Genomic DNA, 19,371 nt, shown 5'->3' with positions numbered 1-19,371 from the left:
GGGTGGGGAGGAATACCAAATCCAAATACCGAATACCTGAAGAAACAAGGACTCGCCTTGGCGAGTCCTTGTTTGTCTTGGTTTGTTCTTTGGTATTTGTCTTCTGTCCCCGATCCCGATTGCCCCGTCCTGGCTGGGCCGAGGAGCGGAGGTCCAGACGGATCAGGGATCGCGTTGTTTGAGCCGAAGGCGAGTTTAGCGAGACCCCGGCTGGACCGAGCACCGCAGGTTGCCCGTAGCGCAGCGGAGGGACGCAGCAACCAGGGTCGCCTTTTCTTTTGCTTACTTTTCTTTTGGCGAAGCAAAAGAAAAGTGAGTAGCTGCCGGGCTACCCCCGGCCAGCAAGCCCATGCAGAGGGCGAGAGCGCGCAAGCCGGAGCAAGACCCGGCAAACCGTCCCTACCCCGCCATCAACCGCTCAATCTCATCCCCATCAACGGGCACCCCGCGCGTCATCAACTCACACCCCTTGGCCGTCACCAGCGCGTCGTCCTCAATCCGTATCCCAATATTCCAGAACTCCTTGGGCACGTTCTTGCCGGGCCGCACATAGAGGCCGGGCTCTATGGTCAGCACCATGCCGGGCCGCAGGATGCGCGAGGGCTTGCGCATGATGGGCTGGCCCATGGCGTCCTTGTCGGGGCGCGGTTTGCTGCCGGGCTCGCTGTAGTCGCCGCAGTCGTGCACGTCCATGCCCATCCAGTGGCTGGTGCGATGCATGTAAAACTGGCGATAGGCGCCGGACTCGAGCACGTCGTCGACCTTGCCGTGTTTGGCCTTGGGCAGCAGGCCGGTGTCGAGCATGCCCTGGGCCAGCACGCGCAACGCGGCCTCGTGCGGGTCGTTGAAGCGCTTGCCGGGTTTGGTCGCTTTCACCGCGGCGTACTGGGACTCCACCACGATGTCATACAACCTGCGCTGGGCCGGCGTGAATTTGCCGTCCGCCGGGAAGGTGCGTGTGATGTCGCTGGCATAACCGTCGAGTTCACAGCCGGCGTCTATCAGGCACAGCTCACCGGCCTTGAGTTCGGCATCCCCGGCGCGGTAGTGCAGCACGCAGGCATTGGCACCCGCAGCCACGATGCTGGTGTAGGCCGGGAACTGCGAGCCGTGGCGGCGGAACTCGTGCAGCAGTTCGGCTTCCAGGTGGTATTCGCGCAGGCCGCCCTTGAGGGGATTACGCAGCATGGCGGCCGAGGTCTGCATGGCGCGCACATGCGCGCCCGCCGAAATTTTTCCGGCGCGGCGCAGGGTGGCGATCTCGTGGCTGTCCTTGAAGAGGCGCATCTCGTCGAGCACGCCGCACAGGTCGTGCCGGCTTTGCGGGCATTCGTCGCCCAGGCGCACGCGGGCGCGCACCCTGTCCAGCCAGCCGTCGACGCGGGCGTCCAGGCCTTCATGTGTGGCAAACGGGAACCACACCGACTTCTGGTTGGCCAGCAAGGCCGGCATCCGCGTGTCCAGCGCCTCGGTGCTGAAGGCGGCATCCACGCCCAGCCGGGCCGGTGCGGCCTTGGGGCCCAGGCGTATGCCGTCCCAGATTTCGCGCTCCAGGTCCTTGGGGCGGCAAAACAGCGTGGTCTTGCCGCTGGCCTCAATCGCCAGCCAGGCCTCGGGCTCGTCAAAGCCGGTCAGGTAATAAAAGTAGCTGTCGTGCCGATACGGAAAATCGCTGTCGCGGTTGCGCGGGTACTCGCGCGCGGTGGGCAGCAGGGCGACGCCGCCACCGGCCGCCTTCAGGGCGCGGGCCACGGCGGCACGGCGTTTCTGGTAAATCGTGGTGGTGCTCATGGTGGCTGCGCTTTTCGCTTGTTAGTTCGTGGTGGCGGCTGCCTGGTTCAACTCGTCCAGCCGGGCCGGCGTGCCCACGTCGGTCCAGGGCCCGGGGTACAACTCGGCGCTGACCCGGCCATTGTCCATCGCGGCGCGCAGCAAGGGTGCCAGTGGGGCTTTGACGCCTTCGGGGTTGCCGAAGGGCATGCTGTCGAACAATTCACGGCGGTACAGGCCCAGGGTGCTGTAGGTGAATCTGGGTTGCGGGCTGTCCTTGGCCAGGTTCAGCGCCAGGCCGTCCGGGCCCAAGCCGAAGTCGCCTTGCGGGTTGTGGGACGGGTTGGCCACCAGCCAGAGGTGGGCCAGCTTGCCGCCCGCGATGAAACGGTCCACGGTGGCCTGGCTGAATTCAAAGCCCGGCACAAACACGTCGCCGGCCAGCAGCCAGAACACATCCCCCAACAGCGGCAACGCGCGCGCGATGCCGCCGGCGGTTTCCAGCGCGCCGCCGAAGTCGACGCCTTCGTGTGAATAGGCAATGGAAAGCCGCGAGCGGCTTTGCTGGTTGAAGTGGCTCTCAATCTGCTCGCCGAGCCAGGCGGTGTTGATCACCAGGTCGGTAAACCCGCCGCGCGCCAGCGCCTCGGCATGCCAGGCGATCAGTGGCTTGCCGCGCACCTTCAGCAGGGGCTTGGGCGTGCTGTCGGTCAGCGGGCGCATGCGCTCGCCGCGGCCGGCGGCCATGATCATGGCTTTGATGGGTGCAGAGGGCATGGCGGCAGTTTAACGGGAGCCGCTCATGCAGAATGCAGGACGACTGAAACCCGAAGAAATCGAAAGCCCGCCGATGATTCCTCCCGATATCCACGCTGAAATCATGAGCCGCCTCGCAGCGACCGAACGTGAGCACGGCGTGCGCATCCTGATGGCGATCGAGTCCGGCAGCAGGGCCTGGGGCTTTGCCTCGCCGAACAGCGATTTCGACGTGCGTTTTATCTACGCGCGGCCGGCCGACGACTATCTCTCACTCGACCTTGAGGACCGCCGCGACGTCATCGAATACCCCATCGTCGACGACATCGACCTCAATGGCTGGGACTTGCGCAAAGCGCTGCGCCTGTTCTGGAAGTCCAACCCGGGTTTTGTCGAGTGGATCCAGTCACCGATCAAGTACATCGAGAACGGCCTTTTCGCCGAAGAGGCGCGGCGTTTGTTGCCGCTGGTCTACTCGTGCGAGCGCGGCATCCACCATTACCGCAGTTCGGCCAAGGGCAACTACCGCGAACACCTGCAGGGCGAGCAAGTGCGGCTCAAGAAGTATTTTTATGTGCTGCGGCCCCTGCTCGCGGTGCGCTGGCTGGAACGCTACGGCACGGCCGCGCCGATTGAGTTCGCCAGCCTGCTGCACCTGATCGAGGGGGAGACGGAGCTGCTCGCCGACATCGCCGACATGCTGGAGAAAAAACGCGGCGCGCCCGAACTGGGCCTGTCGGCGCCGTTCACGCGGGTCAATGCCTTCATCGAGGCCGAACTCGCCAGGCTGGACGCGGCGGTTCCCCCGCCCGACGACCTGCGGCCCGCGCTGCCCTCGCTCAATACGCTGTTTCTGGCGGCCGCGCGCGAAAAATGGTGAGCCGGCTCACTGCGTATCCCCGCGGTCCAGCGAGCGCTGCTCGGTCCATTCCGGGTTAAAACGCCGTATCAGCGCATCCATCAGGCCGCGCGCGCGAGCCGAGTGGTCGGCGCCGAAGTTGCACACGTACACGTCCAGTGTCACGGCCTTTTGTTCGGGCCAGGTGTGAACGCACACATGCGATTCGGCCAGCAGCACGGTGGCCGTGATGCCGCCCGGGCCGTGCACGGTGTCGGGAAAGGTGTGGAACAGCTGGTTGACGGCCTGCAGGCCGGCGGCCTGCACGGCCTGCACGCACCAGTCGCCCAGGCGGGCGGCATCGGTGAGCCAGGCGGGATCGCAGCGGCATTTGTAAAGGTCGGCGGTCAGGTGTAAGCCTTGCATCCCCCGACTTTAGACGATGCGCGGCCCCGTTCCGGCCGTAACTTGGTTCCATATCCCGCCAAATTCCCGGGCCGGGGCCAGACGGTAAAATACCGGGTTACCCCTGATCTTTCCCCCTCCGGAGCAGCCTACATGGCAAACACGCAAATGATGGCGAATGCGATACGCGCACTCGCAATGGACGCCGTACAACAAGCCAATTCCGGACATCCCGGCGCCCCCATGGGCATGGCCGACATGGCTGTCGCCCTCTGGGGCCGCCACCTCAAGCACAGCCCGCACAATCCCAACTGGTTCGACCGCGACCGTTTTGTGCTCTCCAACGGCCACGGCTCCATGCTGATTTACGCCGTGCTGCACCTGACCGGCTACAAACTGCCGATCGCCGAACTGAAAAACTTCCGCCAGCTGCACAGCAAAACCCCCGGCCACCCCGAATACGGCTACACCCCCGGCGTGGAAACCACCACCGGCCCGCTGGGCCAGGGCCTGACCAATGCCGTCGGCATGGCGCTGGCTGAAAAGCTGCTCGCCAAGGAATTCAACCGCGAAGGCCACACCGTCGTCGACCACAACACCTACGTGTTCATGGGCGACGGCTGCCTGATGGAAGGCATCAGCCATGAGGCCGCGGCCCTGGCCGGCGCCTGGAAGCTCAACAAGCTGGTCGCACTGTATGACGACAATGGCATTTCCATCGACGGCCAGGTCGCGCCCTGGTTCATCGACAACACCGCCGTGCGCTTCGCCGCCTACGGCTGGAACGTGCTGGGCCCCATCGACGGCCATGACGCCGAGCTGGTCGCCAATTCCATCGAAGGCGCGAAGAAGTCCAGCGACAAACCCACGCTGATCATCTGCAAGACGCACATCGGCAAGGGCTCGCCGAACCGCGCCAACACCGCCAAGGCCCACGGCGAGCCGCTGGGCGCCGAAGAAATCAAGCTTACGCGCGAAGCCCTGAACTGGCCCTACGCCCCGTTTGAAGTGCCCAAAGAAACCTACGACGCCTGGGACGCCAAGGCCAAGGGCCTGGCCGCTGAAGCCGCCTGGGACGCGAAGTTCGCCGCCTACAAGGCCGCGCACCCCGAACTCGCCGCCGAACTGGTCCGCCGCATGAAGGGCGAGCTGCCCAAGGCCTTCGCGCAACTGGCGGTCGACACCGTCATCGGCTCGCACACCAAGGCCGAAACGGTCGCTTCGCGCAAGGCCTCGCAGCTCGCGCTGGAAGCCTTCACCGCCGGCCTGCCCGAAATGCTGGGCGGCTCGGCCGATTTGACCGGCTCCAACCTGACCAACACCAAGTCCACGCCCAGCCTGCGCTTCGACATGAACGGCGAAGTCGTGCTGACGGCCAACGCCGACGGCGTGAGCTCCATCGGCCGTCACATCAACTACGGCGTGCGTGAATTCGGCATGGCCGCCATCATGAACGGCATCGCGCTGCACGGCGGCTACATCCCCTACGGCGGCACCTTCCTGACCTTCAGCGACTACAGCCGCAACGCCATCCGCATGGCCGCGCTGATGAAGCTGCGCGTGGTGCACGTGTTCACCCACGACTCCATCGGCCTGGGTGAAGACGGCCCGACGCACCAGTCCATCGAGCACGCCGCCAGCCTGCGCCTGATCCCCAACCTGGACGTCTGGCGTCCGGGCGACACAGCCGAAACGGCCGTCGCCTGGGCCGTCGCGCTCGAGAACAAGAACAAGCCGACGGCACTGCTGCTGAGCCGCCAGAACCTGCCTTACTCGCCGAAGAGTGACCTCGGCAACATCAGCCGCGGCGCCTACGTGCTGGCCGAGCCGGCAGAAGTCGGCCTCAACAAGAAGGCCCAGGCCGTGATCATCGCCACCGGCTCCGAGGTGCAGCTGGCGCTGAAGGCGCAGGAAATACTGGCCGCCCACAAGATCGCCGTGCGTGTGGTTTCCATGCCCAGCACCACGACCTTCGACAAACAGAAAACCGCCTACAAGAGCGAAGTGCTGCCCGAAGGCCTGCCCCGCATCGCGGTGGAAATGGGCGTGACCGACGGCTGGTGGAAATACGGCTGCGCCGCCGTGGTCGGCATCGACAGCTACGGCGAATCCGCACCGGCGCCCGTCCTGTTCAAACACTTCGGCTTCACGGCCGAGAACGTCGCCAACACCGTGCGCAAGGTGCTGCGCAAATAAGCGCAGCTCGGCCGGCCCGGTTTAACCAATTTCAACTTCCAGGAGCAACAGCAGATGACTATCAAACTTGGCATTAATGGTTTTGGCCGGATCGGCCGCAACGTGTTCCGCTCGGCGATCAAGAGCTTCGGCGACATTGAAATCGTCGGCATCAACGACTTGCTCGAGCCCGACTACCTGGCGTACATGCTGAAGTACGACTCGGTGCACGGCCGCTTCGAAGGCGACGTGTCCGTCGAGGGCAACACCCTCATCGTCAACGGCAAGAAGATCCGCCTCACGCAGGAACGCGATCCCGCCAACCTCAAGTGGGGCGACATCGGCGCCACCGTTGTGCTCGAGTCCACCGGCCTGTTCCTCGACAAGGCCTCGGGCGAGAAGCACCTGGCCGCCGGCGCGAAGAAAGTCATCTTCTCGGCGCCGTCGAAAGACGACACCCCGATGTTCGTCTTCGGCGTCAACGACAAGACCTACAAGGGCGAGGCCATCATCTCCAACGCCAGCTGCACCACCAACTGCCTGGCGCCCGTCGCCAAGGTGCTGAATGACAAGTGGGGCATCAAGCGCGGCCTGATGACCACGGTGCACGCCGCCACCGCCACGCAGAAAACCGTGGACGGCCCGAGCAACAAGGACTGGCGCGGCGGCCGCGGCATCCTGGAAAACATCATTCCTTCCAGCACCGGCGCCGCCAAGGCCGTCGGCGTGGTGATTCCCGAGCTCAACAAGAAGCTGACCGGCATGTCCTTCCGCGTGCCGACTTCCGACGTTTCGGTGGTCGACCTGACCTGCGAACTCAACAAGGAAGCCACGCTGAAAGAAATCTGCGCCGAGATGAAGGCGCAAAGCGAAGGCGCGCTCAAGGGCATCCTGGGCTACACCGAAGACAAGGTGGTCGCCACCGACTTCCGCGGCGATGCCCGCACCTCGATTTTTGATGCCGACGCCAGCATCGCGCTGGACGGCACCTTCATCAAGGTGGTGGCCTGGTACGACAACGAATGGGGCTACTCCAACAAGTGCCTGGAAATGGTGCGGGTGGTGGCGAAGTAATTCGCCGCGGCTTCATCAAAAAAAGCGCCTTCGGGCGTTTTTTTTTGGCCGTCGCACATGAAAAGGCCGCAGGCGGTCAATGTCCGTTGACCCAAAGCCGGCCGGCCCGTATGGTCGCCCGATGCCGCGCCCATGCCGCGCGGCGCAAGGGGAGGAACATCATGGCGCTGCAGCCGTTTCGGGAGTGGCTCGTCCAGAAAAGCTGGGCGCACGGGGTGTATTACGCCAAGGCGGTGGCCTGCCTTTTGCCGCCGGCCGCGCTGGCCGCGGATGCGCCTTATTTCGGCGTCTCGCCGCAGCACTGGCCGCCGGGCTTCGCGGGCCTGCTGGCCTGGCAACTCACGGCGGAGCTGTTTTTCATCGCCGTCGCGCTGGCGGACCGCTTCCTGCCTCGGCTGCGAAACAGCGAAGCAGCGCTCAATGCGGCCTGTGCGGGGGCGATGGTGCTGGCCACCTGGGTCGGGGCGGTCCATGGCTGGATGTGGGGCGACCTGGCCATCTACGCCGCCGGCGCGACCTTTGTGGCGGCCGTAATGTGCACGCCCAGCCCGGTGCGCCGGCCGATGTACGTGCTGAGCTTTGGGGTGCTGGCCCTGGCCGCCGGCATGCGGGAGGGGGACGGCGTGGCGCTTCTGGCCGCGCTGGTCAATCCATTCTGCGTGGTCGTGCTGTGCATCGAACTCGACAGGTTCATGCATGCGCGCAACGCCGAGCTTTATGCCGAGATGCAGCGCGCGGACACCGAACGCGCGCGCGCCGACAAGGTGCTGTACAACGTGCTGCCGGCCTCCATCGCCGACGAACTCAAGCGCGACGACAAAGTCAACGCGGTGAAGTTCGACAACATGGGCGTGCTGTTCGCCGACATCGCCGGCTTCACGACTTTTTCGCGCGCCTTGCCGCCCGACGCGCTGGTCCTGGTGCTGAACCAGATCTTCTCGGCCTTTGACGGCCTGGTAGAAAAATACGGCCTCGAAAAAATCAAGACCATAGGCGATGCCTACATGGTCGTCGCGCACCATCGGCTTGAGGCCCTGGGGCGGCTGGCGCTCGACATGGGCGAGGCCCTGCGGCGCTACAACACCGGCAACGGCACGGAACTGGCCATACGCATCGGCATCCACACCGGGCCCGCGGTGGCCGGCGTGATCGGCGTGAAGCGTTTCCTCTACGACGTCTGGGGCGACACCGTCAACGTGGCCAGCCGCATGGAATCCAGCGGCGAGCCCGGCGCCGTCCACGTCAGCGAAGCGGTGTACCTGCAGACGCGCCAGTATTTTTCATTTGCCGCGCGCGAGCCCATCGATATCAAAGGTCGCGGCAGGATGTCCACTTACTGGCTGCTCGGGCCGGCGCGGGAAGCGGGCCCGCAGGCGACGAGCTGCGACACGGCGGTTGAAACCCTCGCGGCCTGACGCCCCCCTGGAGGGCTCAGCGGTCCAGCAGTTCGGCCGGCAGCGACAGGCCGGGACGCTCGTCGTCCCAGGCCATGGCGCTCATCTTCCAACCTTCGGGCGTCCTGATGAATTGCGTCGAGATCACACCGCGCGCCTCGAAGGCCTTGCCGTCCTGCGTGCCGGCCTTGCCATAGGCGCTGTAGCGGTGCGCGATGTTGCCGAAGACCTGCGTGGTTTCCGACAGCTCCCATTCCTTGAAGCGCGTCAGCGCGCCGCTGTCCACCAAGGCCTGGCGCGGCGCGATGAACTGGGCCACGGTGGATATTTCGGGTGTGGCCGCCGTGTTCTTGATGAGCAGGCCGGAAGCGACGAACAGGCCGTGAATGTTCTGGTAGGGCGGTGCGCCGCCGGCCTCGAACGATACGGCCTCAAAGAAAGCCGCCGCCAGCGCATCAAGCTCGTGCTTCACCTCTTCCGGTTTTGTGTCCATGTTCACGTCAGCTCCTTGAGGGGTATGGCGGCGCGCTCTGTTTCCGCCGGCCGCTCTTCGCGCCCGCCGGGGTAGCGCGCAAAACGCGCCGGCTCGCGGCCGTGCACCGGCGCGTCGTCCGTGAAGGACCAGCCGCCGAACTGCGTGCGCTGGTAATCGGCCAGGGTCTGCGCGATTTCGGCCTGTGTGTTCATCACGAAGGGGCCGTACTGCACCACCGGCTCGCCAATCGGCTTGCCTTGCAGCAGCAGGAATTCGGCTTCGTCGTCGCCGCTGTTGGTCAACTCCACGGCCGCATCGGCCCGCAGCGTAATGGCCGCATGGCCGCCGACGGCCTGGCCGGCCACGCCGGCCGACGTGCCTTTGAAAAAGTAGAGCTGGCGCTGCGTGCCGCTGCCCGTGGCGGCGGGTAAGGTCCAGCGCGCGCCGGGCGCCATGCGAATCGTCCAGATCGCCACGTCGGCATCGGCCTGCGCGGCCCAGGAGTCGGGCGGAGGCGCGAGCGGGTCGGTTTCGGCCTCGCCCAGGCGCCCCGCGATAACGGCAACTTCGGTCGTGCGACCTGCATCGTCAGTCACCACCTGGCGCGGGATGTCCCGGGACCAGAACATGGTGAAGTGCGGGTCCGCCATCTTGCCGGCCGCCGGCAGGTTGAGCCAGATCTGAAACAGCTCCAGCGGGTTGGGGCTCTTGGGGTCCAGCAGCGGGAACATCTCGGAATGCACCACGCCCTTGCCGGCTGTGAGCCACTGCACGTCGCCGCGGCCGAAACGCGCCGTGGCGCCCAGTGAATCGGAGTGGTCTATCAGGCCCTTGCGCACAATCGTCACGGTTTCAAAGCCGCGGTGCGGGTGTGCCGGAAAGCCTGGCACGGTGCTGCCGTGGTACATGCTCCAGCCGTCCTTGCGCGCGAAGTCCTGGCCGATGTCGCGTCCCGCGAGCGAGGCGTCCGGCCCCATCTGCGCATTGGCCCGGGGGTAGGCGTCGTCGTGATAGACGCAAAAGWGGAAGGGGTCCAGCGTCGCCCACGGAAAGCCGAGCGGCTTGACCTGCAGGACGGGGTGATTGGCGGCGTCGGTGGCGGAAGATGCGGCGGACGTGGCAGGCATGAAAAGGCCTTTCTGGCGTGAGACGTTCAAAGAAGACATATGAGGCCGGCCGCTGATGCTTCAAGCGGCGAGCCCGCCAACGGGGCTTCCTGCCGGTTCTTCAGCTCTTGAGTTTCCAGCCCGTGCGGAAGATCCACCACACCACGCCCAGGCACAGCCCCAGAAAGCCCAGGATGGCCAGCACGCTGAGGCCCACATTGACGTCGGCCACGCCGTAAAAACTCCAGCGGAAGCCGCTGATCAGGTAGACCACCGGGTTGACCAGGGCGATGTTTTGCCACAGCGGCGGCAACATGTTGATGGAATAGAACGCGCCGCCCAGGAAGGTCAGCGGCGTCACCACCATCAGTGGCACAACCTGCAGCTTCTGGAAGTTGTCGGCCCAGAGCCCGATGATGAAACCGAACAGGCTGAAGGTCAGCGCGGTCAGCAGCAGGAAGCACAGCATCCAGAAGGGGTGCGCGATGCTGTAAGGCACGAAGAGGCGCGCCGTGACCAGGATCAAGAGGCCCAGCATGACGGACTTGCTCGCCGCGGCGCCCACATAACCGATCACCACCTCCATCGACGACACCGGCGCCGACAGCAGCTCGTAAATCGTTCCCGACCACTTCGGCATGTAGATGCCGAAGGCGGCGTTCGAGATGCTCTCGTTGAGCAGCGACAGCATGACCAGGCCGGGGATGATGAAGGCGCCGTAGCGGATGCCGTCGATGTCGCCCATGCGCGAGCCGATGGCGGCGCCGAACACCACGAAATACAGCGAGGTGGAAATCACCGGCGAAGCGATAGACTGCATCAGCGTGCGGAAGGTGCGCGCCATTTCAAAGCGGTAGATCGCGCGGATGGCGTGCCAGTTCATGCGGCCTCCTTGATGTTGGCGGCGGGTTTGTCGGCATGAACCAGGCTCACGAAGATGTCTTCGAGCGAGCTCTCGCTCGAGTGGAGGTCCTTGAAGTCGATGCCGAGTTCGGCCAGCTGCTTGAGCAGGGCCGCGATGCCGGTTTCCTCGGTCTGCGTGTCGAAGGTATAGACCAGGGTGTGGCCTTCCTTCGTCAGCTCTAGCGGCAGCCCGGCCAGGGCGGCCGGAATGCTTTGCAGCGGCGTTTGCAGCTGCAGGCTCAGCTGCTTCTTGCCGAGCTTGCGCATCAGCACGGTTTTGTCCTCGACCAGGATCAGCTCGCCCTTGTTGATCACGCCGATGCGGTCGGCCATCTCCTCGGCTTCCTCGATGTAGTGCGTGGTCAGGATGATGGTGACGCCGCCGTCGCGCAGCTCCCGCACCATTTGCCACATACCCTTGCGCAGTTCGACGTCGACGCCGGCGCTGGGCTCATCCAGGAACAGGATGGTCGGCTCGTGCGACAGCGCCTTGGCAATCAGCACCCGGCGTTTCATGCCGCCCGAAAGCGCCATGATCTTGCTGTCCTTCTTGTCCCACAGCGACAGGTCGCGCAGCACTTTTTCGATATAGGCCGGGTTTGGCGGCTTGCCGTACAGGCCGCGGCTGAAGCTCACGGTGGACCAGACGGTTTCGAAGGCATCGGTCGACAGCTCCTGCGGCACCAGGCCTATCTTGGATCGCGCGGCGCGGTAGTCACGGACGATGTCGTGCCCGTCCGCCGTCACCGTGCCCGAACCGGGGTTGACGATGCCGCAGACGATGCTGATCAAAGTGGTCTTGCCCGCGCCATTGGGGCCCAGCAGGGCGAAAATCTCGCCGCGCCGGATCTCCAGGTCCACAGACTTGAGCGCATGAAAGCCCGAGGCGTAGGTCTTGCTGAGTTGCTGTATGGAAATGATGGGATTGGCTTGCACGCGGCATCCTGGTGTGAAGTGGGCACTCGAAGAAGAGTGCCCGAATCATTCTATCGAGCGCGGCGAAAAGCCGGGGACTAAGGGCTTTTCAAGGCCTTGCCGGCGCGCGCGCGAACGGCCGCTTCACGCCGCGCGGCGTCCCGAAGCCCGGCAGGCTTGCACCGCCTTCAGGCGGCTCGCTGTTCGGGCCAGGGTTCGCGCCAGGCCGGCAACTGGTTCAAGCGGTCGTGCCAGCGCCGGATCGCCGGGAAGCCCTCCAGCGGCAATCGTGTTTTTTCGGCGTAGGGCAGGGTGATGGCCACCGCGAAGTCGGCGACGGTCAAGGCATCGCCGACAAGGTACTCGCGCCCTGTCAGGTGCCCTTCCAGCACACCGGCATAGCGTTCGAAATCCGGCGTCACCCGGGCAATCTCGGCCGGGTCGGCCTCGCGTCCCAGGAAGCGCGGCTTGATGATGTGCTCGAAGTAAAAAGTACCGGTGGGCGGCGCGAACTCGGTCGCATCCCACATCAGCCAGCGCATCACCTCGATGCGGCGTTCATCGCGCGGCCAGAGTTCCGAGCCGGCTTTCTCCGCCAGGTGGCACATGATGGCGTTGGATTCCCACAGAACCAGTTCGTCATCGACGAGCACCGGCACCTTGGCGTTCGGATTCATCGCGCGGAATTCGGGCGTGCGGTGCTCGCCTTTTTCCAGCGCGACAGGAATGAATTCCAGCGGCGACTTCAGGTACCGCGCGACGGCGCAGGCCTTGCGCGGGTTCAGCGTGTCCGAGTAATAAAGCTTCATGGTTTTTTCGGTCGTGTGTTTGTCAAGCCGCCATGCGCGGCAGGTCGGACCAGACCGGCCGGACCTCTATGGTCGCGGCGCTGGCCATAGGGTGGCCGGCCGCGATGTCGATGGCTTCCCGCATGCCGGCGCATTCAATCAGCCCGTAGGCCGACATTTTTTCCACGCTCCTGGCGAAGGGGCCGTTTGTCACCACGCGCTTGCCGCCGCGCACCCGCACCGTGGCGGCTTCGCCCGGCGGGCGCAGCGGGTTGCCGTGCCGGAGGATGCCGCGGCCTTGCATGTCCCTGACCCAGGCGCCTATTTCGGCGACCAGGGCCGGGGTGGGCGCGAAGGCCGCGTCGTGGCAGATGATCAGCAGGAACTGCATGGGATGCGCCGCCTCAAGGCATGGGCAGCGGCTTGATCACCATCCACGACACGCCGAAACGGTCGACCACCACGCCGAAGGACGAGGCGAAAAAGGTCTTGGCCATCGGCATTTCCACCTTGCCGCCCTCGCCCAGCAGCTTGAACAGGCGCTGCGCCTCGGCATCGGKGGCCGCGGACACCGACAGCGAGAAGCCCTTGAACTCCGCCTTGCCGCCGCCCATGCCGTCGGAGGCCATCACTTCGGTCTCGCCGATCTTGAAGCTGGCATGCATGACGCTGTTGGGGTCGGGGGCCGGGCCGCCGTCGGGGCCGCAGCCGTCCGTCATGGGTTCGGGGTTTTCCTTGAAGCGCATCATCATCGTGACCTGAGCGCCAAGCGCCTTGCGGTAGAACTCGAGGGCCTCTTCGCAGCGGCCGTTAAAAAAGAGGTAGGACTGAACTAGCATGGGAATCTCCTTTGGGGTTGGTTTTGGGGGGGGTGGGGATGCGTGCCTAGCGCGGGAACAGCGCGGCGGAGGCCGGCCAGTCGGCCATCCGCGCGGCGGGAACAAGTGCGGGAACGGGCGTGGCCGGCCGTGTGTCGCGGCCGAAATACACCTGCACTTCCACGAGCTTGCCGCCCTGGAAGCGCAACCATTCGGTGTTGCGGAATTTCTTGCCCGTGGTGCTTTCGGCCTCATAACGTATGAAGGCCTCGTCGCCCTGGTCGAATATCTTCTCCACCGTGAAGCGGCACAGCGTGCGGCTGTTGGGCCAGCAGCGCGCGAAGTAGGCGGCGCGGTTGATGCGGTCGTCCAGCGGGCTGCTGAAGGTGAAGCGCTCGTCCAGCAGGTCTTCAAGGACTTGCCGGTCCTGCGTCTCGTACGCCGAAAAATACCGGCGCACCAGGGTGGCGATGGGGCTGTTCATGGCGGCGGCCTTTCTTGCAATGCTCTCCGGCTTCAGGCCCTGTCGTAGGCCTCTTTCAAATCTTTGATGCTGATCTTGCGCATCTTCAGCATCGCGCTCATCGCGGCGCCGGCCTTGGCCGGGTTCTTGTCGCCCAGCATTTCACCGAGTGCGGTCGGGATGATCTGCCAGGACAGGCCGAACTTGTCCTGCACCCAGCCGCACTGGTTGGGCGCGCCGCCGGCCGAGAGCTTGTCCCACAGCTCGTCCACCTCCGCCTGCGTCTTGCAGTCCACAAAGAGCGAAATTGCCGGCGAGAAGCTGAAATGCGGGCCGCCGTTGAGCGCCATGAACTCCTGGCCTTCGAGTTCGAAGCTGCCGGTCATGACCGTGCCTTCCGGCCCCGGGCCTTCCTTGCCGTAGCGCCGCAGCATGGTGATCTTCGAGTTCTTGAAGATCGAGACATAGAAGTTCATGGCTTCTTCGGCCTGGTCGTTGAACCACAGGAAGGGGGTGATTTTCTGCATGGTCGGGGTCCTTGTAAGGCGGGTTTCGCGGGGGAAATTCAGGATTCAGGGGCTTGTGCGGTGGCCCAATCAGCAGTATTGTGTACACCGTCCACAAAAGAATAGCAAAGATAATGAACGCTGTCCACATAAATACGTAACAAGCCATGTCGAGCGCGTCCCAGTCCCCGCCACCCCGCAGCACCTACCGCCATGGGGACTTGCGGCGCGCGCTGCTGGAAGCTGCGGTCGAGCTGGCCCGCGCGGGCGGCCCCGAGGCCGTGGTGCTGCGCGAAACCACGCGCCGCGCGGGCGTCGCGCCCAACGCCGCCTACCGCCATTTTGAAAGCCGCCAGGCCCTGCTCTATGCGGTTCGCTCCGCCGCGCTGGCGGCCGTGGCCCGCGCCATGGAGGCCGAGTTGGCCGCGCTGCCCCAGGATTTGCCGCCGGCCGAGTTCGCCCGCGCCAATGTGCGCGCGGTGGGCACCGGCTACCTGCGCTTTGCGCAGGCGGAGAGCGGGTTGTTCCGCACGGCCTTCGGGCCTTCGGATGATTTGAAGGAAAGAGCCCAGGGTGCGCCGGGCGATAGCGAGCGCAAGGGGCAAAGCGGGCTGGACCCCTTCGAGCTGCTGGGCGCCGCGATCGACAAACTCGTGAGCGCCGGCGTGATGTCGCCCGGGCGCCGCCCCGGCGCCGAGTTCCTCGCCTGGTCGGCGGTGCACGGCCTGGCCATGCTGGTCATCGACGGCCCGCTGGGCCCCATCCTGGGCCCGCAGATGCTGCAGATCGGTGAGCGCCTGATCGATATGGTGGAAAAAGGCCTGTGCGAGGCATAGGGCGCCAAGACAGGCACTGACCGGCCGTGACCGGTCATGGGGCGCTCAGAAGTTGTGCTGGATTCCCACCCCGTAGACCCGGACCACGTCGTTGGCGACACGGCTGTTAGGGTCGCTGCGGTCATAGAAGGCGTACAGCGAGGTGCGGCTGCTCATCTTGTAGGAGTAGCCCGCCTGGAAACGCTTTAGCTTGGCCGCAGGATCGCTCTGGACGTCCTTGCGTATGTAGTTGCCCATGATCTTGCTGTTGGGCGTCAGGTCCCAGGAAGCGCCAATCATTTGCGCGTCCACCTTGCTCCGCGACAGCGGGCCGCCCTGGAAGTTGTCGCGGTTGTACACCGCCCATGCGCGGATGTCCCCGAAGTCGTAGGAGCCGATCAGCATCCATTTGTTCTTGAAGTCATTGAGCAAGGCGCCGCCGCGTTTGCTGTCCTTTCCATAGCCGATGCCCAGGCCCAGCGGGCCGCCGCCTTCGCCGTAGCTCAGCGAGACATCGGTCTGCTTGTAGTCGCCCTCGAAGCGTATCGGGCCGGCGGGCGTTTCCGCCAGGCCTTCGCCATTGAGGTAGTGGCCGGCGCGGAAGACAACATTGCCGACAACCGGGCTGGCATAGCCGATGGCGTTCGACACACGAGTGCGTGCATTGAAGATGGAGGTGCCGATGGCGGTGGCGCCGGCATCGTGGATCACGTACTCCACGTTCCGGCTCAGGATCGCGTAAATCGGTGTGCGGCTGGGCGCCGCCGAGTCAAGGCGGCCGATATTGACGACACCGAAGTCACCACCAATCCCGACATAAGAGTTGCGGTACATCGGTGTGCTCGACGCCCCGGTGTCGGAAGAGATTCCCATCTCCAGCCCGAAGAGGGCTTTGAGTCCTCCGCCCAGGTCCTCGCTTCCCTTGAAGCCGAACCGGGACGCGTTGCCCGTCATCAGCGTCTGCGAGACGGAGCCGGTCTTCGAGTTCTCAAAGCTCGTGTCCATCCTTCCGTAGATCGTGACCGTACTTTGTGCCAATGCGGCTACAGGTGCCGTAGCGCTGACAGCGGCGGCAAGCGCGGCCAGGCAGACCATCGTGTGTTTCATCCCTCACTCCTAACTTAAAGTTTTTTTGACAGATGGCGGAGATCAATCACCGCCGCAGGGTATTCACAGGCAAAGCTCGCCCAGGCCTGCTGAAAATGTCGTCTTCAGCAGGACAGTGAATTCAGGGGTGCGCGGATGTCAATCGTCCGGCAGTCGCATCGTGGTGAGGCGCTTGGGATTCATGGGACGGTCAATCCAGAACGATCTTGTTGGCCTGGGCGATGTCCTTGAAGAAGCGGATCCGCTGGATGACTTCCTGGCGGTATTCGGCCGGCCGCACGTTCTCGGGCAGCATCGCGCCGCGTTTGCGCCAGGCTTCCTGCGTGTCTTTGTCACGAAGGACGGCGCGCACGGCGTCGTAGAGCTTCTGCACAATGGGTTCAGGCGTCCTGGCCGGTGCCGCCAGCCCCGTCCACGAGGTGAGATTCAGGTCGGGCAGCTTGAGCTCGTCAAAGGTGGGGACATCCGGCAACTGCGGCACGCGCAGCGGCGCGGCGACAGCCAATGCGCGCAGGCTCCCGTTCTGGAGCATGGCCAGGTTCGACGACAGGTTGTTCCAGGTCAGCTGGACCTGTCCCGAGAGCAGGTCCGCCAGCGCTGGCCCGGAGCCCCGGTAGGGAATGTGTGTGATGAAAAGGCCCAGCTTGGCCTTGAGAAGCTCCATGCTCAGGTGCGCCACCGAGCCGTTGCCGGACGACGCGTAATTCAATTTGCCGGGATTGGCTTTGGCATGGCGCACAAATTCGGCAAAGGTTTTGACCGTGAGCCTGGCGCTGGCAACCAGCACATTCGGCAGCCTGTCGATCAGTGTGATGTAGGCGAAATCGTTCACCGCGTCGTAGGGCAGGCCGGGCGACACCGCGGGGTTGACCACGTGGGTTGACTGCGAGGTGACGACCAGCGTGTAGCCATCGGGTGCGGCCTTTGCAACAATGCCGGTGCCAATCGCGCCGCCTGCGCCCGCCTTGTTGTCGATCACGACAGGCTGGCCCAGCAACCTGCCCAGCTTGTCGGCCATGGCGCGCGCGGAGATGTCCACCGCCCCGCCGGGTGGGAAGGGCACGATCAGGGTAATGGGCCGGCTCGGGTAGGCCGGCGTCTGGCCGAATGCCGGGCAGGCCACGGTGCCCGCCGCGCCGGCCGCAATGCCCAGGAATCCGCGACGGTTGCTGATGATGCTCATGCTGCGTCCTTGATGTTGAAGTGGCTTTTCGAGCGAATGGCTTCTTCCCTGATGTAGCCCGCGATGGCCTGCAGCACCAGGTGGATGCGCTTCCTGAGTTCAGGAAACTGCCGCTTGGGTTCGCGTGTTTTTTCGTCGAGGTAAAGAGACCTGTTGATCTCGATCTGCAGGCTGTGTTGCCCGTGCGCGGGCCGGCCAAACGTGCGCACCAGGTCTTGCCCCGCGTAAGGATCATTCAGTGCGACGGTGTAACCCTGCCGCCGGAACTCCTCCCCGACGAAATCCGCAAAGCCCGCGCTGCAGCTTGCCCCGTGCAGGTTGCCCAGCACGATGTCGGCCAGCGGCTTGTCTGGCAGCCCCAGGCGTTCATAGGCATTGCTTGGCATGGAATGGAGGTTGAGGTGCCAGCGCTCACCGTGCTGCGCGCTTGATTGGGTCAGGGCGTCCGCCAGCGCCCGTCGATACGGCCGCCAGCAGCCTTCAATCCGGCGTTCGATCTCGCTGGCGTGAAGCCGGCGGCTGTAGATCGGCTGCAGCGTTGGCGTCCGGCTGAACACGAGGCCGTTGCCCAGCCGCAGGCATGGCTGGGAGGGCGCCACCGGCCCTTTCCATTCACCGTCCAGCATGGCGAGGTCGATGTCGTCTTCGCTGCGGTTGGGGTCGATGTAGCTGCGCGGAAACGTTGCGTGCACCAGCGTCGCGCCGACCAGCGGGGCTGTATCCCACAGCTGTTCGACCAGGGTGTCTTCGCATTGCCGCAACTGCGGCAATTCAATCGCGAAGTCGAAATCCTGCGGATAGTAAGTACCGCTGTGCGGAGAGTCGCACACCAGCGCGATCGGATCAACGGCTGGGCGGACGACTTTGACGGGGGTGGCGTTGCTCATGGGCCGCAGTGTGCAACCGCGGCTGCGGCAGGGCAAACGACAATTTCAAAGCTGGTGATTAGATGATCTAATCAGCGCCATGAAATTCAAGTCGCCGTCGCTGGCCGAACTGCATGCCTTCCTCGGGGTCTGCCAGCTCGGCAGTTTCCGCCGCGCGGCGGAAGTGCTTTCCGTCACACAGGGCGCCGTCAGCCAGGCCATCCTGCGGCTCGAACAAAGGCTGGGTTGCAGCCTTTTCGACCGCCAGGCGACCGGCGTCGTGCCCACGGCCCGCGGGCGCGAATTCCAGAAGCTGGTCGAAGTACATGTGGCCGCGCTGGAGTCGGCCGTCACCCAGTTCGGCGGCGCGGCGTCGCAGCGCAAGGTGCGGGTGAGTGTCGTGCCGACCTTGGGAACGCGCTGGCTGGTGCCCAGGCTGGCGCGCTTCCAGTCACTGAACCCCGGCATCGAAGTGGAATTGCGCCAGTTTCGTTTCGACGAGGACTTCAAGCGCGACGACGTGGACTTGTGGATCGCATTGCGGCGGCCCGGCAGGAGATGGCCGCGGGGCATCCAGGGCCGTTACCTGCTCGGCAACGAGATCACGCCGGCCTGCACGCCCGCGCTGGCGCGAAACCTCCAGCAGCCCAAGGACCTTGCCGCGCACACCCTTCTTCATCACATCAACTATCCGGACAACTGGGCCCTGTGGATGGAGGGCGCGGGTGTGAAGCAGCCCGTGCCCGCGCTGGGTCCCGGTTTCGACCTCGGCAACAACCTGATCGTCGCGGCGACCGCCGGGATGGGGGCCATCGTCATCCAGCCTTGCCTCATTGAGGCTGAACTGGACAGCGGCAAACTGATCCTGCCTTTCGACACCCGCATCGCTACCGGCCGCGGTTATTACCTTTGCCAAAGATCGGCCACCGCCCACAAGAACCGCGCCGCGGAAGTGTTCGCATCCTGGCTGCAGGCGCAAGCCGGCGACGCGGCCCTCGCCTAACCCCGGCAACC

The 19,371-nt window shown here is 64.8% G+C and carries 21 protein-coding genes; 6 read left to right on the top strand and 15 right to left on the bottom strand.

Annotated elements, in window-relative coordinates:
- Positions 1 to 399: 399 nt before the first annotated feature.
- A complete protein-coding gene (locus tag AC1D1Y_RS20040; RefSeq protein ID WP_477683884.1) occupies positions 400 to 1,791 on the bottom strand; it encodes an aminopeptidase P N-terminal domain-containing protein in 1,392 nt (463 codons plus the stop codon).
- 21 nt (positions 1,792 to 1,812) lie between these two features.
- Positions 1,813 to 2,547 carry an N-acetylmuramate alpha-1-phosphate uridylyltransferase MurU gene (gene murU / locus AC1D1Y_RS20035; RefSeq protein WP_477683883.1) on the bottom strand — a complete coding sequence of 245 codons (735 nt, stop codon included), beginning with the start codon at positions 2,545 to 2,547 and terminating at the stop codon, positions 1,813 to 1,815.
- A gap of 25 nt (positions 2,548 to 2,572) precedes the next feature.
- On the opposite strand from murU, the gene AC1D1Y_RS20030 reads away from it, so the two are divergent.
- Positions 2,573 to 3,406 (top strand): nucleotidyltransferase domain-containing protein, encoded by an 834-nt coding sequence (locus tag AC1D1Y_RS20030; protein WP_477683882.1) that lies wholly within the window; start codon positions 2,573 to 2,575, stop codon positions 3,404 to 3,406.
- 6 nt (positions 3,407 to 3,412) lie between these two features.
- Here the strand turns inward: AC1D1Y_RS20030 and speD are convergent, their stop codons facing one another.
- Complete coding sequence (gene speD / locus AC1D1Y_RS20025) at positions 3,413 to 3,790, bottom strand: adenosylmethionine decarboxylase (RefSeq protein WP_477683881.1); 378 nt, start codon at positions 3,788 to 3,790, stop codon at positions 3,413 to 3,415.
- A gap of 132 nt (positions 3,791 to 3,922) precedes the next feature.
- Here speD and tkt point away from each other — a divergent pair, with 132 nt between their 5' ends.
- From tkt to AC1D1Y_RS20010, 3 genes are all read left to right on the top strand, one after another.
- Positions 3,923 to 5,965 (top strand): transketolase, encoded by a 2,043-nt coding sequence (gene tkt / locus AC1D1Y_RS20020; RefSeq protein ID WP_477683880.1) that lies wholly within the window; start codon positions 3,923 to 3,925, stop codon positions 5,963 to 5,965.
- A gap of 54 nt (positions 5,966 to 6,019) precedes the next feature.
- On the top strand, positions 6,020 to 7,018 hold the full coding sequence (gene gap, locus AC1D1Y_RS20015) for a type I glyceraldehyde-3-phosphate dehydrogenase (protein WP_477655540.1): 999 nt from the start codon (positions 6,020 to 6,022) through the stop codon (positions 7,016 to 7,018).
- 161 nt (positions 7,019 to 7,179) lie between these two features.
- Positions 7,180 to 8,433 (top strand): adenylate/guanylate cyclase domain-containing protein, encoded by a 1,254-nt coding sequence (locus tag AC1D1Y_RS20010; RefSeq protein ID WP_477683879.1) that lies wholly within the window; start codon positions 7,180 to 7,182, stop codon positions 8,431 to 8,433.
- Positions 8,434 to 8,449: 16 nt separating this feature from the next.
- Here the strand turns inward: AC1D1Y_RS20010 and AC1D1Y_RS20005 are convergent, their stop codons facing one another.
- The 9 genes from AC1D1Y_RS20005 to AC1D1Y_RS19965 all read right to left on the bottom strand — a co-directional run bounded on the left by AC1D1Y_RS20005 (position 8,450) and on the right by AC1D1Y_RS19965 (position 14,407).
- A complete protein-coding gene (locus AC1D1Y_RS20005; protein WP_477683878.1) occupies positions 8,450 to 8,905 on the bottom strand; it encodes a hypothetical protein in 456 nt (151 codons plus the stop codon).
- A 2-nt stretch (positions 8,906 to 8,907) separates the two neighbouring features.
- Entirely contained in the window at positions 8,908 to 10,014 is a 1,107-nt protein-coding gene (locus AC1D1Y_RS20000) for a pirin family protein (RefSeq protein ID WP_477683877.1), read from the bottom strand.
- A gap of 100 nt (positions 10,015 to 10,114) precedes the next feature.
- On the bottom strand, positions 10,115 to 10,876 hold the full coding sequence (locus AC1D1Y_RS19995; protein ID WP_477683876.1) for an ABC transporter permease: 762 nt from the start codon (positions 10,874 to 10,876) through the stop codon (positions 10,115 to 10,117).
- A complete protein-coding gene (locus AC1D1Y_RS19990; protein WP_477683875.1) occupies positions 10,873 to 11,832 on the bottom strand; it encodes an ABC transporter ATP-binding protein in 960 nt (319 codons plus the stop codon). The genes AC1D1Y_RS19995 and AC1D1Y_RS19990 overlap by 4 nt, the downstream gene beginning before the upstream one ends.
- 167 nt (positions 11,833 to 11,999) lie before the next feature.
- Entirely contained in the window at positions 12,000 to 12,620 is a 621-nt protein-coding gene (locus AC1D1Y_RS19985; protein ID WP_477683874.1) for a glutathione S-transferase family protein, read from the bottom strand.
- 22 nt (positions 12,621 to 12,642) lie between these two features.
- Complete coding sequence (locus AC1D1Y_RS19980; protein WP_477683873.1) at positions 12,643 to 12,990, bottom strand: YciI family protein; 348 nt, start codon at positions 12,988 to 12,990, stop codon at positions 12,643 to 12,645.
- Between the two features lie 13 nt (positions 12,991 to 13,003).
- Positions 13,004 to 13,438, bottom strand: a complete 435-nt coding sequence (locus tag AC1D1Y_RS19975) for a VOC family protein (protein ID WP_477683872.1) — start codon at positions 13,436 to 13,438, stop codon at positions 13,004 to 13,006.
- Between the two features lie 46 nt (positions 13,439 to 13,484).
- A complete protein-coding gene (locus tag AC1D1Y_RS19970) occupies positions 13,485 to 13,901 on the bottom strand; it encodes a nuclear transport factor 2 family protein (protein ID WP_477683871.1) in 417 nt (138 codons plus the stop codon).
- 32 nt (positions 13,902 to 13,933) lie between these two features.
- Positions 13,934 to 14,407 carry a VOC family protein gene (locus AC1D1Y_RS19965; protein ID WP_477683870.1) on the bottom strand — a complete coding sequence of 158 codons (474 nt, stop codon included), beginning with the start codon at positions 14,405 to 14,407 and terminating at the stop codon, positions 13,934 to 13,936.
- 146 nt (positions 14,408 to 14,553) lie between these two features.
- On the opposite strand from AC1D1Y_RS19965, the gene AC1D1Y_RS19960 reads away from it, so the two are divergent.
- Entirely contained in the window at positions 14,554 to 15,222 is a 669-nt protein-coding gene (locus tag AC1D1Y_RS19960; protein WP_477683869.1) for a TetR/AcrR family transcriptional regulator, read from the top strand.
- Positions 15,223 to 15,267: 45 nt separating this feature from the next.
- Here the strand turns inward: AC1D1Y_RS19960 and AC1D1Y_RS19955 are convergent, their stop codons facing one another.
- From AC1D1Y_RS19955 to AC1D1Y_RS19945, 3 genes are all read right to left on the bottom strand, one after another.
- A complete protein-coding gene (locus AC1D1Y_RS19955; protein ID WP_477683868.1) occupies positions 15,268 to 16,308 on the bottom strand; it encodes a porin in 1,041 nt (346 codons plus the stop codon).
- A 190-nt stretch (positions 16,309 to 16,498) separates the two neighbouring features.
- Positions 16,499 to 17,491 carry a Bug family tripartite tricarboxylate transporter substrate binding protein gene (locus tag AC1D1Y_RS19950; protein ID WP_477683867.1) on the bottom strand — a complete coding sequence of 331 codons (993 nt, stop codon included), beginning with the start codon at positions 17,489 to 17,491 and terminating at the stop codon, positions 16,499 to 16,501.
- On the bottom strand, positions 17,488 to 18,378 hold the full coding sequence (locus AC1D1Y_RS19945) for an N-formylglutamate amidohydrolase (RefSeq protein WP_477683866.1): 891 nt from the start codon (positions 18,376 to 18,378) through the stop codon (positions 17,488 to 17,490). Before AC1D1Y_RS19945 ends, AC1D1Y_RS19950 begins: the two co-directional genes overlap by 4 nt.
- A gap of 79 nt (positions 18,379 to 18,457) precedes the next feature.
- On the opposite strand from AC1D1Y_RS19945, the gene AC1D1Y_RS19940 reads away from it, so the two are divergent.
- A complete protein-coding gene (locus AC1D1Y_RS19940) occupies positions 18,458 to 19,360 on the top strand; it encodes a LysR substrate-binding domain-containing protein (RefSeq protein ID WP_477683865.1) in 903 nt (300 codons plus the stop codon).
- Positions 19,361 to 19,371 lie beyond the last annotated feature (11 nt).

It is taken from the genome of Polaromonas sp. P1_G1, assembly GCF_056405595.1.
The sequence above is the reverse complement of the archived record's forward strand: the minus strand, read 5'-3'. Positions and strand labels throughout refer to the sequence as shown.